The following is a 12,893-nucleotide window of genomic DNA, read 5'->3' as shown; positions in this document are numbered from 1 at the left end:
TCCTAGCGGGGCGGCGGGCGGTCAGCCCCCGGGACGCAGCAGGGTCAGGCGCCGGTCGGGCAGGTGGCCGGTGAGGGCGACGGTCGGGCCGTGCGAGAGCACCCTCGGGTCCGGCACGTCGGAGGGGACGGGCTCGCTGCCGTCGACGAAATCGGCCGCGCCCGGCCCGGGCGGGAACGGGGCGGCGGTCTCGATCAGCCGCTGATAGTGCTCAAGCCATTTGGCCCGGTTGACCGCCACCGCGGCCGTGACGCGGCCACGGTAGCCGTAGACCGCGACCAGACGGCGTTCCTCCGGGGCGCCTTGGGCGATGACGACCTGGTCGGAGAAGGTCGGCACGCCGACGGACTTGATGTTGAGGCCGAACTGGCTGGACCAGAACGCCGGCACCGACAGGTGGGGGCGTCTGCGCGGACCGGGGCTGACCATGTTGTGCGCGGCGACCTCGGCCTGGGCGACGGCGTTGGCCCAGTGCTCCAGGGCGATCAGCTGGTATTCGAAGAGCGGGTGCGGGAAGCGGGCCACGTCTCCGGCGACGAAGACGTCGTCGGAGACGATGCCGTACATGTCGAACACCCGGCACCCCGCGTCGCAGGCCACGCCCCGGGGCCCGGCGGCGAGCCCAGAGTCGGCCAGCCATTCGGTGTTGCGGACCGCCCCCAGGGCGACCACGGCCACGTCGACGTCGATCCGGCTGCCGTCGGAGAACTCCGCGCCGGTCAGACGGCCGTTCTCGCCCTGCAGGGCGGTCACCGTCACCCCGCACCGCAGGTCGACGCCGTGCGCGAGCTGCAACTTCGTCGCCCACGCCCCCACGGTGCCGCCCAGCGCGCCGATCAGCGGCGCCCGGCCGCGCTCGGCGACGGTCACCTCCAGGCCGCGCTCCCGGCAGGCGGACGCGATCTCGGAGCCGGTGAAGCCCGCGCCGATCACCAGCACCCGGCGGGGACCGGCGTCGAGCCGCTCGGCGAGGCGGCTCGCGTCCCCGACCGTGCGCACCGTGAACACCCCGTCCAGCCCCGCCTCCCCGGCGTCCGGCCAGGGCCGGGCCCGGGTCCCCGTGGCGATCAGCAGCCGGTCGTACGGCACCTGATCGCCGTCGGCTAGCAGCACCCGCTTGCCGGCCGTGTCCACGCCGGCGGCACGCACCCCCAGCCGCCACTGCGCCTGCAGCGCGCGGCGCGCCGGCAGCCCGCACTCCTCGGCCCTCGCCCGCCCGAGCAGCACCTGCTTCGACAGCGGCGGACGGTCGTAGGGCAGGTCGGGCTCGTCCCCGACGAGCGTCAGGGAGCCGGTGAAACCCTCGTCGCGCAGCGCTTCGGCGGCCCGCAGGCCGGCCAGGGAGGCGCCGACGATGACGATCCGCCCGTCGCGCAGGTCACCGGACACCGGCCGCACCCGCCTGCTCGCCGACGACGATCGCCTGCACCGGGCAGGCGGCCGCAGCCCGGCGCACCCGCTCGTGCTGCTCGGCGGGCACGGCCGGGGTGTACAACAGGGCCTCGTCGCCGTGCAACTCGAACACCCGGGGAGCGAGAAACGCACACTGCGCGTAGCCCTGACAACGGTTGAGGTCGACCACAACCCTCATCCCGGGCGCTCCTTCACTCATCGGGTGCTCACCCTCTTAGTACCCCAGATCGGACACGGGCACCGCACATGCTGCTCCAGCCGAGGGGGGAACGGCACTCTTGCGCCCGCCGCCCGCCATGTAGTGCGCTGATGCTCATGAGGAAGAGGAGAACTGCAGCACTGATGGCCGCTCTGGCGGCGGCGGGGTCTCTCGTGACGGGCGTGCCGGGGTCGCGTGCACAGGCCACCGAACCCGGCACGGACGGCGGGCCGCCGTCAGCCGCCCCGGCCTTACGCGGAGTGGACCTCGACACGACGACGATCCCGCAACTGCAGGCCCGCATGGCCGACGGTTCGCTGACCGCGTCCGCGCTGACCACCGCCTACCTGCGGCGGATCCAGGCCGTCGACCCCAAGATCCACGCGGTCCTGCGCACCGACCCGACGGCCTTGCGCCAGGCGGCCGCCAGCGACGCAAGGCACCGGCACGGCACGACCCGTGGTCCGCTCGACGGCATACCGGTGCTGCTCAAGGACAACGTGAACACCCGCGACATGCCGACCACCGCCGGTTCGCTGGCCCTGGCCGGACGCCCGCCCGGGGCCGACGCCACCCTGGTGACCCGCCTGCGGGAGGCGGGGGCCGTGATCCTGGGCAAGACGAACCTGTCGGAGTGGGCGAACTTCCGTGCCGCGAAGCCGACATCGGGATGGTCCGCCGTGGGCGGGCAGACCAACAACCCGTACGTACTGGACCGCAACCCCTGCGGGTCCTCCTCCGGGTCGGCCGCCGCGATGGCCGCGTCCTTGGCACAGGTGGCGATCGGCACCGAGACCGACGGCTCCATCGTGTGCCCGGCCGGGATGAACGGGGTGGTCGGACACAAACCCAGCCGCGGACTCGTCAGCGGCGCGGGGGTCGTGCCCATCTCCGCCGAGCAGGACACCGCAGGCCCCATGGCCCGCAACGTGACCGATGCAGCGATCACCCTGGCGGTGCTGAGCGGCGACGACACCCTGCGCCCCACGAGCTCCCCCGGCCTCGCGGACCGGCCGGCACCCGGCCTGCGCGGCCGACGGATCGGCCTGTGGCGGCTGCCTTCACTCGGGCCGCAGGTCGACGCCCTCATGACCCGCACGGCGGAAAGGCTGCGCAGCGCGGGAGCCGAGGTCGTCGAGGTGACCCCTCCCTACCAGGCCCGGCTCGCCGAACTCGAATACCCGACGCTGCTGAGCGAATTCCACCGGGACATCAACGCCTACCTCGCCACCCGTGACGGGCCCCGCACCCTCACCGGACTGGTCGAGTTCAACCGCACCCACCCGGCGGAACGCACGTGCTTCGCCGGTCAGGAACTGTTCGAGCAGGCCCTGACCGCACCCCCCACCACCAGCCCCGCATACCGGGCGATGCGCGCCGAGCTGAAGAGCCTTTCCCGGCGCTCACTGGACGAGACGATGGCCGCCCACCACCTGGACGCCATCGCCTCGCCCACGAACCCGCCCGCCTGGACGACCGACTGCGCGCGCGGCGACAACGACGTGATCCCCTCCTCCACGCCCGCAGCCGTGGCCGGCTACCCGTCGCTTTCCGTACCCGCCGGCTTCGTGAACGAACTGCCCGTCGGCGTGCTCCTCATGGCCGGTGACCACCAGGACGCCCGGCTCCTGGCGCTGGGGGCCGCAGTGGAACACAGGCTGGGCGCCTGGCGAGCCCCGCGCTACCTGCCGTCGGCGGGGCCGGGCATGTGAGCAGGATCCCGTACGGGGACCGGGCAACGGACACCGGCCGGCCCCCGGTCCCCTCGACGGGGGGAGAAAAGGGTGTGCACCCGGCCCGGAGCAGTGCCAGTCTCCCCGGGTGACCCCAACCGAGACGACATCCGTCCGTGCCGCCGCCGCTCGGAACAACGCCGAGTGGTGCGCTTCCGTCTGCCGGTCCCACGGCATACCGAACACCCTCGGTGAGACGGCCTGGCACAGTGCCCGCCGCACGCCGCCGTACTACCCCGACGCCGTCACCGTGCACCCCGACGCGGTGCCGGCCGACTTCCTGCCCGAGGTCGACACGGCGACACCCGGGTGTTCGATCAAGGACAGCTTCGCCGCGCTCGACCTCACCGCGGACGGCTTCGTCGAGCTCTTCACCGCCCAGTGGATCCACCGCCCGGCAGGAACCCCAACCAGGGCCACGCCGGTTCTGCGCACCCAGCCGGTCACCACGGCCGCTCAGCTGTACGCCTGGCAGACAGCCTGGAACGGCGGTGACGGAAGCCCGGACGTCTTCCGGCCGGCGCTGCTCGACGACCCGTCCGTGCTGGTCCTCGCCTTTCACCGGGGCGAAGACCTCTGCGGGGGCGTCGTCCTGAACCGCGGCTCGGGGGTGGTGGGCCTCTCCAACCTCTTCACCACCGACGACAGCGACCCCGCAGCCGCCTGGACCTCGGCGATCACGGCTGCCGCAGCCCATTTCCCCGGCCTTCCCCAGGTGGGCTACGAACACGGCGACGATCTCGCGCACGCGCGCGCCGCCGGCTTCTCCGTGCTCGGCCCGCTCCGCGTCTGGCTGCACGACTCCTGACCGCCACACCTGAGAACACGCTGGTCCACCCGGTGCTGTCGGCTCGGGCGGCGGTACGGGCCGTACCGTACCGCCGCCCCCGTCGTGTCCCGCGTGGTGCTGTTACGGTCGCCGGGTGGAGAGCTGGGACGTGGAGGGCGTGCGCGCAGGGGTGCGGGAGAAGGCGGCCCGCGATCCGGAGCGGGCGTGCTTCGGGGCGGAAACGCACCGGTACCAGCTGACGCCGCCGCTGCCCGGGGCGGAGATCCGGGCGTTCGAGGAAACCCACGGCATCGAGCTCCCTGCGGAGTACCGGTCCTTCGTCGCGACGGTGGGCAACGGCCCGGCCGGCCCCTGCCACGGTGTGATGCCGCTGACCGTCCCCCGCCCGCAGGCCGGCGAGGAGTGGGCCGTGGACGACGCGTGGGAGGAAGACCGGCAGCCGGGCCGGCTGAGCGCGCCGTTCCCGCTCGCCGAACCCCTGCCCGGCCGGATGGGCGCACGGGCGGACACCCTGTCCCGGGGCACGCTCATGCTCGCCGAACGGGGCTGCGGAATCTTCATCCGGCTGATCCTGAACGGCCCGCGGGCAGGGGAGATCTGGCAGTTCGACCCGGACTGGGGAGGCTGCGTTCCGGTGAGCCCCGGTTTCCGCGCTTGGTACACCGACTGGCTGGACGGCCCGTAAAGACCTCCTGATGCAGGCCCAGGGGGTGGCTGCCTGCATGTTCGCGGCATCGTAGGCTCAAGATCATGCACACGACCTTGTCCGAACACGCCCGATGTCTGTACGGCGATGACTTCGTACCCGCTCCCGCGTGCAGCCGAGAGCACAAGGAGCACTACTTCGTCGAGGAACTGACCTTCGCCGATGCGGACTCCATCCTGTCCATGTTGCGGGAGCTCGGCCCGCACATGGTCGAGAGCCGACTCCCGCTGTGGGTCCGCAACCTCGCCTACCGGCTGCTGCTCCTGCAGCGGCCCGACGATCCGGCGCTGATGAGGGAGGCGGCCGACAGCCTCTACCTTCACGGCCCCGTCTGGGACGACATCGCTGCGGACCTGCGCCGTCGGGCCGACGCCCTGGAAGCGGCCTGCACCTGAGACAGCCCGGTCCGTCGAGGGCCGGCACCGCGGCAGCGCGTCCAGTCCGGCCCTCGGGCCCGTCGCCGTCATTCCTGCTGCACCCCGGCCAGTACGAGCGTCCCCGCCAGCACCAGCAGCACGCCCACGGCCTCCGGCAGCAACCACCAGCCGGACCGCACGTCTTCTGCGTAGAGCACGATGCCCAGGGTCAGGCTGACCAGTGCGTCGCCCAGCGTGAGCGCGGGCTGGGAGGCGACCAGGGGGCCGGCCGCCATGGCGTTCGACAGCAGGAACAGCGCGCAGACCCCGGCCGCGGCGAACGCGTAGGTCTGCCAGGCCGTGAAGAAGGCCACCACGCCCTGCTCGCCGAACCGGATGACGGCGGTCTTCATCAGGGCGGCGGTGACCGCGTACGCGATGGCCGCCGCGGCACCGAACAGGGCGGCCCGGGCCTTGCCCGCCGGGCACGTCGCCGCGGCTGCCACGCAGCCGGCCACGGCCAGGCCGGTACAGGCCAGGGCCGCCGCCCAGTGCGCGGCGGACTGGGGGGCACGGCCGCCGGACGGCGCGGCGGCGGCCAGGGCGAGCCCGGCCCCACCGGCGACGGCGGCCACGGCGCCCCAGCCGCGCGGTGACAGGCGCCGGTGCAGGACGAGGCTGCCGATCAGCAGCGCGAGGGGCAGTTCGATGACGAAGACCGGCTGGACGAGCGCCAGCGGCCCCCACCTCAAGGCCAGGGCCTGGCAGACGGCTGCGCAGATCACTGCCGCGATGCCGGCGAACCACACGGGCTGCCGCATCAGACGGAGCATCAGCCGAGCGTGCAGGGCATCGGCTTCCGGGGTCGTACGGGCGGCCTTGCGCTGCAGGACAGTGGCCAAGCCATTGCTCAGCGAGGTGAGGACCGCGAACACCACGGCGAGCACCATGCTCATCGGCGCTCCCTGCAGCTGACGGACCGTGCACGTGCTCCTGCCCGCCCACGTTAGCGGCCCCTACCGCGGGCCGCCCCGCAACCACGTCGCGGGCCACGCCTCTGCGGCCGACTCACCGGCGTGATCAGGGAGCGTCCGGCTGGTGGGACGGCGTGGCGTCGAGGGCCGTCGCCCTGCGCGCGGAGAATGTGTGGTTCCGTGGTTTTCGCCCGTCTCGGAAACCGGGAGCTCGCGATGGCCTTGAAGACATCTGCTCGTACCTTCGTGCTCGCCGCGCTGATCGCCACGCCGTTGTGGGGGCCGCCGTCCGCGACAGCGGTCCCGGAGGCGGCAGCCCGGGTGGCCGGAGCAGGGGCGGTGGCTCCCGCTGCGGCACCGGAGGCCGGGGAGCAGCGGTGCGTCCGCGGCGGTGTGGTCAGCGGCCCGGGCGGGCACTCGGTGAGAACGCACCTGTGTGCGTCGCTGGACAACGCGTTCCTGACCGTGTCGGCGCCGGCCCGGTGCGAGCGCTTCGCGTGCGATGCTTCCGGGACGTACCGGATGACGACACGCGGCGGCCGTGAGGTCGCCTCGGGCCGCCTGGGGACCCGCACGGAGTACCCCGGGCCCGGCACGTACCGGGTCACGGTCGCGATGCGCGCACGATCGGCCGCGCGGGGCTTCGACGCGCGTGGTCACTGGACACGCACGATCACTCTGGCCTGGCCCAAGCCGGCCCCGGTCCACACCATCACCGTCACACCGGCCACCGTCCGCCCCGGCCGCACCACGACCCTGACCTACACGGTCACGCGCCGGGACCTGCGCGGTGACAGCAACGCCCGCCTGGGCCTGATCGGCGAGGAAGGAACGGGCGTGCGGCTCTCCTCCGCCGACCGCCAGTGCTCGAACCCCCTCACCCAGGCGTACCCCTCCACACAGCGGCAACCGCACGTCCTGGACTGCGCTCTGGTCAATATCCAACCGGGACATCCGGTGAAGGTGAAGGTCGTGGCGCACCTGGGCGCGCGCTGTTCGACGATCATCTCGAAGATGGGCTACTGGCTGCCCAAGGGCCAGGAAACGTACACCGGTGGCATGCTCAAGGGCCCGGTCGTCAGCTGCGTGAAGGACTGACGACCTCGGTCATCCTTCCCCGGTGTGGCGGGCGCGCAGCGCCCGGACCTTGTGGCGGTTGCCGCAGTGCTCCATGGAGCACCAGCGGCGGCGGCCGGGGCGTGACGTGTCGACGTAGACGAGGTGACAGTCCTCGGCGGCGCAGGTGCGGATGCGGTGTGTGAACGGGCCGGTCAACAGCTCCACCGCATCCCGGGCGACGGTGGCCAGCAGGTGCGTGCCGCTGGAAGGGCCGGCCCATTGGCGCTGCCCCGCCGGCCCGATCGCGGGCACCAAGGAGGGACGTGCGGCCGCCTGATTGATCACGTCCAGGTCGTCCTGCGCGGGCTCCTGGCCACGGGTGTGGGCGAGGGCCGCCCGGAACAGCGCGTCGCGGAGCCGCCGCGCGTCAGCCACCTCGGCGTCGGTGATCTCCAGTACGGGCGTCGGCGCCAGCCGCGACCGCTCGGCCCAGAGGCCGAGGTCGGCGGGCTGATGCAGCACTTCGTAGCGCTGGTAGGGGCCGGGCCCGCCGGTGGTCAGCAACTCCAGGCACAGTGCGCCCGGGTCGAACCGGTAGGAGGCCCCGGTATGGGAGCGCAGTGTCAGCCCTCTGCTTGCGGACGAGTCCATGTAACCAATATAACTGGTTACATGGCACTGAGTTGGAAGCTGGTCATCGACAGCACGAACGCACCCGCCCTCGCGGACTTCTGGGCGGCGGCCCTGGAGTACGAGGTGGAGGACCCCAGCCCCCTCATCGAGCAGTTGCTGGCCGCAGGGCACATCGGCACGGAGGCGGTCACCGAACACCACGGCCGCAAGATCTTCCGCGGCTACGCCGCCGTCCGTCATCCCGATGACCCGTACGACGGGACCAGCGGCATCGGCCATGGCCGGCGGCTGCTCTTCCAGGAGGTGCCCGAGGGCAAGTCCGGCAAGAACCGCCTGCACCTGGACGTCCACAGCGAGCGCGGCGGCCTCGACGAGCTGGTGGCCCGGCTGGAAGCGCTGGGGGCGACCCGCGTCCGCGAGGTGAACAAGGGGCCGGCCGGCCACTGGTGGGTCATGCAGGACCCGGAGGGCAACGAGTTCTGCGTGGCGTAGATCCGCCCCCGAGAGGCCCGGCTTCCTGTGCTGTCGCGCCTGGGTTACGATCATGAACAAGGCGGGGTCGTAGCACAGAGGTAATGCGCCGCGATGGCATCTCGGAGGACGCCGGTTCGAATCCGGCCGCCCCGCCCCTTTCACACCGTCACCGGCGTGCGCAGCGCGCGCCCACCACGGCTTGGTAGCCCATTCGGGTGACGGCGCCTCCCGGCGCTTCACGGCATGTTCGGAGAGCCTCATCCTTGTGCTGCCTGGGTGGACCACCACCCAGGCACCAAGGGGGGAGAACTGCCATGCCATCACTGAAGAACGCCCTGCGGCCGGCCGTGGCCGTCGGCGCCGCTCTCGCGTTGTTCACCGGGATGTCCACCAGTGCCCAGGCGGCCACGGGCGACTTCACCTACATCAATGTGAACGGCGACGACTTCACTCTGCACGCGCCGGAGAACGGCGAATGCTTCCTCCTGGTCAGCGGGGCGCGAAGCGCGAACAACCGCACGAACACCAGGGCGACGGTGTTCGCGGAACAGGGCTGTGAGGGCTCCCGCCTGGTGATGCAGCCGGGCACGTCGGTGAACTTCGGAGCCGCCGTTCCGCACAGCGTGATGTTCGGCTGAGCGGACCGCCGGGGCCGAACGACAGGCCGAGCCGGGACGTCCGGCCCGACGGCTGCGGCCTTTGACTCCCGGTCACGGGCGCGGGAGGCTGATTTCCATGCACAGTGACCGGGAAAAGACATCCGGTGAGCGATTCCACGTCTCCAGCACGACGGTGAACGGCCGGACGACCGTGCCGGTGGCCGGCGAAGTGGACTACCTGACCTCGTCCCGCCTGAGCGATGAGCTGGCGTCCGCCGTGGCAAGCGGTGCTCAATGCGTCGACGTGGATTTCAGCCGAGTCTCCTTCTGCGACTGCTCCGGCCTGAACGCCCTGCTCAGCGCGAGCGAGTACGCCCGGGACGAGGGGATCGGTTTCAGCGTCTCGGGACCTGTGGCGCCCGCGGTCGAGCGGCTGCTCAAGGCCACGGGGGCGGCCGTGGGGCTGCCCTAGGTTCATCAAGGGGCGCCACCGTCCCCCGGGCAGGCGGCGTCGAGGACGGACTCCGCGACCGAGGTGCGGGCGTACAACACTGAGCGTCCCGTCCGGTGGGCGCTGACCAGGCCCGCGTCGCGCAGGGCGGTCAGGTTCTGGGAGACGCCGGCCGGGGAGAGCCCGGTGCGACGGGCCAGTTCGGTGGTGGAGGCCGGATTCCCCAGCTCGGTCAGCAGAAGGGTTCGCGCCCGGCCGAGTACGGCGGCCAGGGCGGCGGTCCCGGCGGTGGACCGCTGCTCCCAGAGGGAGCCGATGCCGCGTGCGGGATAGGCGATGTGGAGCGGTTCCGGCGGCGCCACCCGGGTGAACGGCCCCGGTCCGGTGAAGACCGAGGGAATCAGCAGCAGCCCTTGGCCTGCCGTGTGCCGGGAGAGGGCCTTGGGGCGGCGAGGCAGCTGCAACGTGTCCACGTCCCAGCGCACCGAGGCGTGCAGGTCGTTGAGGAGCCGGGCCGTGCCCCCCTCGGCGACCTGCCGGGCCCGATGGGAGACGTCGGCGTCGAGCACGGCCCGGATGCGCGCCCAGTACGGGGCGAGCGCGATCTCCCAGTAGCGCTGGATCTCCTCCGTGACCGTGGCCAGGCGCGCCCGCGGCCGCTCGTACAGGGCCTGCGAGCGGGGGCCGAGCCGCCCGCCCCGCTCGTGCCGGAGACGGTCGAGGTCGTGGCGTACCCGCTCGGCGCGGGCGGCCATGATGCCGTCCAGCTCGGCTGGCAGGCCGGGGGCCGGGCCGGAGGGCGTCGGATTGAGGAAGTCGGGGACGTAGCCCGACGGCGGGATCAGCTCGGCCAGCCATCCCCGGTCCAGTCCGGCCGCCGCCAGCCGCGGCCGTACCTGCTCGGTCCAGGGCCGGTGCACAGGATGCACGGATCCGCAGCCCAGCAGCCGGAAGCTGGGCCCGACCTCCCACATGGGCGAGACGGCGAAGCGCATCTGCGCCAGATCCCGCACCGAGAACACCAGCTCCGCCACCACTCGCCCCCGAGGATTCACTCATGCCCGAATCAGTGGCGGTCACCCTACGGGTGTGCGCATCATTCCGGCCATGACCTCACAGACGATCAACGCGGCGGCAGCAGGAACCTGGACGCTGGGAGACCTCGTGGTCAACCGGATCGGCTTCGGCGCCATGCGCCTGCCGCAGACCGGCGAAGCGCTCATCCCCGACGCCGTTCCCCGCGACCGCGACCAGGCAATAGGCGTGCTGCGCCGCGCCGTCGAGCTCGGTGTGAACCACATCGACACCGCCGCCTTCTACTTCTCCTCGTTGCGCTCCGCCAACGAGCTGATCAACCGGGCCCTGGGCCCCTACGCGGACGATCTCGTCATCACCACCAAGGTCGGCCCTGGACGCGACCCGTCCGGTGAGTGGCTGCCCCACGCGACGCCCGGGCAGCTGCGCGGACAGGTCGAGGAGAACCTGCGCCAGCTCGGTCGCGACCACCTGGACGTGGTGAACCTGCGCATCCTCGGCACCGAATCGATCGCCGAACGGTTCGGCGCCCTGGCCGAACTGCGCGACGCCGGCCTCATCCGTCACCTCGGCATCTCCAACGTCACCCCCGCCCACCTCGCCGAGGCCCAGGCCATCGCCCCGGTGGTGTGTGTGCAGAATCCGTACGGAATCGGCATGCGGCCCGACCAGGACACACTCCTCCGCACCTGCGGCGAACAGGGCATCGCCTTCGTACCGTTCTACGCGATCGCCGCCACCGGCCGCCAAACAGGAGCGACCGACTCCGACCACCCGGAGATCCTGGACGTGGCCCGGGCACACGGGGCCGGCCCCGCCCAGATACGGATCGCCTGGACGCTGCACCGCGGCCCCCACGTACTGGCCATCCCCGGCACCGGCGACCTGGACCACCTGGCGGCCAACGTGGCCGCCGGCGCCCTGCGGCTCTCGGAGGACGAGCTCGCCCGCCTCGACGCCGTGCACCGCCAATGACGTGCGGCAGCCCCCTGGCGCTGAGGATCTTCGCAGGTCAGGCGGGGTTTCCCTGGCATCCGTCCAAGAGGCAACGGGCAACCCTCGACAGGGAACACAGCGTGCGGTTTCACTGGTCCTGCACCGCACCGTCACTGCGGGCACCGCTGTCGAGGCGAGGTGAAGGGCCCTTGGGCGCCCGGATCGACTCGGCCCCCGCCATCCCGCGCGACAAGCAAAACCCTGCATGGTGCGCTTCCGCTTGAGCGGAATGCAGAAGGTCCACGACGGACCGGGGGTTTCCTCCAGAGGTGCTCGTAATGACCTTTCTTGTCATACCTGCACCACCGGAGGTACCCCATGCCCGCATATGTCTCCCGCCCCGCCGTTGCGCTCGGTGGACACAGGGTGTCCGTCACGGACATCGAGGATGACATCCGCCCAACCGTCGACCCACGGAGCATGGGTGTGGTCTCCCGGCTGCTCAACGCCGTGCAGGTGGAGACGCGCTACTTCACCAGACCCCTGACGGACCCTCTGTTTTCCGCGCCTGCCGGCATAGCCGAACGCAACCGGGCCGCCTTCGACGAGTGCCTGGGCCTGGCGGCCGATGCCGCCCGCCAAGCCCTGGCACACGCGCGGCTGTCCCCGGAGGACATCGACGCGGTGGTCACCAGCCATACCTCCTCATGGCAGTGCCCCGGCCTGGCCGTCCGGCTGATCGGTGAGCTCGGGCTGCGATCGGACGTCCGCCGCGTGGAGATGGGATCCCTGGCATGCGTCGGTGGTGCCCAGGGCCTGGCCAAGGCAGCGGACCACGTGCGGGCTCACCCGGGCAGCCGCGCCCTCGTCGTGGTCGCGGAAAAGCTGTCGACGTCGTACCACCGCTCGGAGACCACCAAGCAGTCCATCATCTACAAGGGACTCTTCGGCGACGGCGCCGCCGCGACGGTCGTCTCCGCCGAACCTCTGGGCCCCGGCCTGCGCCTGCACGCGACGCTGGAATACCTCTTGCCCGACAGCCGGAACGCCTACTGGGGCGCCATCGACGAGGCCGGATTCCACTTCGACAGCACCGACGCGGCAACCCGCGCGGTCACCAGGGTCATGCCCCGCGTCCTGGAGTGGCTGCGCACCGAAGACGTGCGCCCGGACTTCGCCGTCGTCCACCCCGGCGGACCGGGAATCCTGCACCAGGCGGCGGATGCCCTCGGAATGACCGACAGCGATCTGGCCCCGTCCTGGGAATGCCTGCGCCACATCGGCAACATCGGCGGACCCGCCGTACTCGACGTGCTGGCACGCGTGTACGACCGCCCTCCCGCGTCAGGCGCAACGGGCCTCGTTCTGGGATTCGGCCCCGGCTTCACCACCACCGCGCTCCACGCCACATGGCACGAGAACCGCCCTTCCTTCATACCCCCGCACACCCGTGGCAGTGATACGGAAACGGCTTCCGGAGCGCGCCCCGCCGGTGCAGGCGGATAGCCCCACCGGAGCCCCCTTCGATAACATGT

General features: G+C 71.9%; 15 protein-coding genes and 1 tRNA gene. 11 read left to right on the top strand and 5 right to left on the bottom strand.

Annotated features, from left to right (window positions below):
* Window positions 1-21 precede the first annotated feature (21 nt).
* Window positions 22-1,389, bottom strand: a complete 1,368-nt coding sequence (locus tag LE181_RS02955; protein WP_225659297.1) for an NAD(P)/FAD-dependent oxidoreductase — start codon at window positions 1,387-1,389, stop codon at window positions 22-24.
* Window positions 1,379-1,591 carry a ferredoxin gene (locus tag LE181_RS02950; protein ID WP_225659296.1) on the bottom strand — a complete coding sequence of 71 codons (213 nt, stop codon included), beginning with the start codon at window positions 1,589-1,591 and terminating at the stop codon, window positions 1,379-1,381. The genes LE181_RS02955 and LE181_RS02950 overlap by 11 nt, the downstream gene beginning before the upstream one ends.
* A gap of 137 nt (window positions 1,592-1,728) precedes the next feature.
* On the opposite strand from LE181_RS02950, the gene LE181_RS02945 reads away from it, so the two are divergent.
* The 4 genes from LE181_RS02945 to LE181_RS02930 all read left to right on the top strand — a co-directional run bounded on the left by LE181_RS02945 (window position 1,729) and on the right by LE181_RS02930 (window position 5,236).
* A complete protein-coding gene (locus tag LE181_RS02945; RefSeq protein WP_225659295.1) occupies window positions 1,729-3,324 on the top strand; it encodes an amidase family protein in 1,596 nt (531 codons plus the stop codon).
* Between the two features lie 109 nt (window positions 3,325-3,433).
* Window positions 3,434-4,153 (top strand): hypothetical protein, encoded by a 720-nt coding sequence (locus LE181_RS02940; RefSeq protein ID WP_225659294.1) that lies wholly within the window; start codon window positions 3,434-3,436, stop codon window positions 4,151-4,153.
* 115 nt (window positions 4,154-4,268) lie between these two features.
* On the top strand, window positions 4,269-4,820 hold the full coding sequence (locus LE181_RS02935) for an SMI1/KNR4 family protein (protein ID WP_225659293.1): 552 nt from the start codon (window positions 4,269-4,271) through the stop codon (window positions 4,818-4,820).
* A 65-nt stretch (window positions 4,821-4,885) separates the two neighbouring features.
* Window positions 4,886-5,236 (top strand): hypothetical protein, encoded by a 351-nt coding sequence (locus LE181_RS02930; RefSeq protein WP_225659292.1) that lies wholly within the window; start codon window positions 4,886-4,888, stop codon window positions 5,234-5,236.
* A 68-nt stretch (window positions 5,237-5,304) separates the two neighbouring features.
* On the opposite strand, the gene LE181_RS02925 is transcribed toward LE181_RS02930, so the two are convergent.
* A complete protein-coding gene (locus LE181_RS02925) occupies window positions 5,305-6,153 on the bottom strand; it encodes a DMT family transporter (protein ID WP_225659291.1) in 849 nt (282 codons plus the stop codon).
* Window positions 6,154-6,387: 234 nt separating this feature from the next.
* On the opposite strand from LE181_RS02925, the gene LE181_RS02920 reads away from it, so the two are divergent.
* Window positions 6,388-7,269, top strand: coding sequence for a hypothetical protein (locus LE181_RS02920; protein ID WP_225659290.1), 882 nt, complete (start codon window positions 6,388-6,390; stop codon window positions 7,267-7,269).
* Window positions 7,270-7,278: 9 nt separating this feature from the next.
* On the opposite strand, the gene LE181_RS02915 is transcribed toward LE181_RS02920, so the two are convergent.
* The gene (locus LE181_RS02915) at window positions 7,279-7,881 is read right to left on the bottom strand and encodes a CGNR zinc finger domain-containing protein (RefSeq protein ID WP_225659289.1); all 603 of its coding nucleotides are present in this window, start codon (window positions 7,879-7,881) and stop codon (window positions 7,279-7,281) included.
* A gap of 21 nt (window positions 7,882-7,902) precedes the next feature.
* Here LE181_RS02915 and LE181_RS02910 point away from each other — a divergent pair, with 21 nt between their 5' ends.
* From LE181_RS02910 to LE181_RS02895, 4 genes are all read left to right on the top strand, one after another.
* On the top strand, window positions 7,903-8,355 hold the full coding sequence (locus LE181_RS02910; protein ID WP_225659288.1) for a VOC family protein: 453 nt from the start codon (window positions 7,903-7,905) through the stop codon (window positions 8,353-8,355).
* A gap of 61 nt (window positions 8,356-8,416) precedes the next feature.
* Window positions 8,417-8,491: transfer RNA gene (locus LE181_RS02905), tRNA-Ala, on the top strand.
* 160 nt (window positions 8,492-8,651) lie between these two features.
* Window positions 8,652-8,975 (top strand): hypothetical protein, encoded by a 324-nt coding sequence (locus LE181_RS02900; protein ID WP_225659287.1) that lies wholly within the window; start codon window positions 8,652-8,654, stop codon window positions 8,973-8,975.
* Window positions 8,976-9,072: 97 nt separating this feature from the next.
* Window positions 9,073-9,408 (top strand): STAS domain-containing protein, encoded by a 336-nt coding sequence (locus LE181_RS02895; RefSeq protein ID WP_225659286.1) that lies wholly within the window; start codon window positions 9,073-9,075, stop codon window positions 9,406-9,408.
* A gap of 5 nt (window positions 9,409-9,413) precedes the next feature.
* Here the strand turns inward: LE181_RS02895 and LE181_RS02890 are convergent, their stop codons facing one another.
* Window positions 9,414-10,424, bottom strand: coding sequence for a helix-turn-helix domain-containing protein (locus LE181_RS02890; protein ID WP_225659285.1), 1,011 nt, complete (start codon window positions 10,422-10,424; stop codon window positions 9,414-9,416).
* Between the two features lie 70 nt (window positions 10,425-10,494).
* Here LE181_RS02890 and LE181_RS02885 point away from each other — a divergent pair, with 70 nt between their 5' ends.
* Window positions 10,495-11,397 (top strand): oxidoreductase, encoded by a 903-nt coding sequence (locus tag LE181_RS02885; protein ID WP_225659284.1) that lies wholly within the window; start codon window positions 10,495-10,497, stop codon window positions 11,395-11,397.
* A 441-nt stretch (window positions 11,398-11,838) separates the two neighbouring features.
* On the top strand, window positions 11,839-12,864 hold the full coding sequence (locus LE181_RS02880; protein ID WP_225659283.1) for a PhlD: 1,026 nt from the start codon (window positions 11,839-11,841) through the stop codon (window positions 12,862-12,864).
* Window positions 12,865-12,893 lie beyond the last annotated feature (29 nt).

This window comes from Streptomyces sichuanensis (assembly GCF_020328095.1).
GTDB lineage: Bacteria > Actinomycetota > Actinomycetes > Streptomycetales > Streptomycetaceae > Streptomyces > Streptomyces cinnamoneus.
This window is presented reverse-complemented; position numbering and strand designations above follow the sequence as displayed.

What these genes read in the sequence shown, in the direction of transcription:
- LE181_RS02950 (WP_225659296.1), bottom strand. Translation starts at nt 1,591, where the DNA reads ATGAGGGTTGTGGTCGACCTCAACCGTTGTCAGGGCTACGCGCAGTGT.
- LE181_RS02945 (WP_225659295.1), top strand. Translation starts at nt 1,729, where the DNA reads ATGAGGAAGAGGAGAACTGCAGCACTGATGGCCGCTCTGGCGGCGGCG.
- LE181_RS02930 (WP_225659292.1), top strand. Translation starts at nt 4,886, where the DNA reads ATGCACACGACCTTGTCCGAACACGCCCGATGTCTGTACGGCGATGAC.
- LE181_RS02925 (WP_225659291.1), bottom strand. Translation starts at nt 6,153, where the DNA reads ATGAGCATGGTGCTCGCCGTGGTGTTCGCGGTCCTCACCTCGCTGAGC.
- LE181_RS02920 (WP_225659290.1), top strand. Translation starts at nt 6,388, where the DNA reads ATGGCCTTGAAGACATCTGCTCGTACCTTCGTGCTCGCCGCGCTGATC.
- LE181_RS02915 (WP_225659289.1), bottom strand. Translation starts at nt 7,881, where the DNA reads ATGGACTCGTCCGCAAGCAGAGGGCTGACACTGCGCTCCCATACCGGG.
- LE181_RS02910 (WP_225659288.1), top strand. Translation starts at nt 7,903, where the DNA reads ATGGCACTGAGTTGGAAGCTGGTCATCGACAGCACGAACGCACCCGCC.
- LE181_RS02900 (WP_225659287.1), top strand. Translation starts at nt 8,652, where the DNA reads ATGCCATCACTGAAGAACGCCCTGCGGCCGGCCGTGGCCGTCGGCGCC.
- LE181_RS02895 (WP_225659286.1), top strand. Translation starts at nt 9,073, where the DNA reads ATGCACAGTGACCGGGAAAAGACATCCGGTGAGCGATTCCACGTCTCC.
- LE181_RS02885 (WP_225659284.1), top strand. Translation starts at nt 10,495, where the DNA reads ATGACCTCACAGACGATCAACGCGGCGGCAGCAGGAACCTGGACGCTG.
- LE181_RS02880 (WP_225659283.1), top strand. Translation starts at nt 11,839, where the DNA reads ATGGGTGTGGTCTCCCGGCTGCTCAACGCCGTGCAGGTGGAGACGCGC.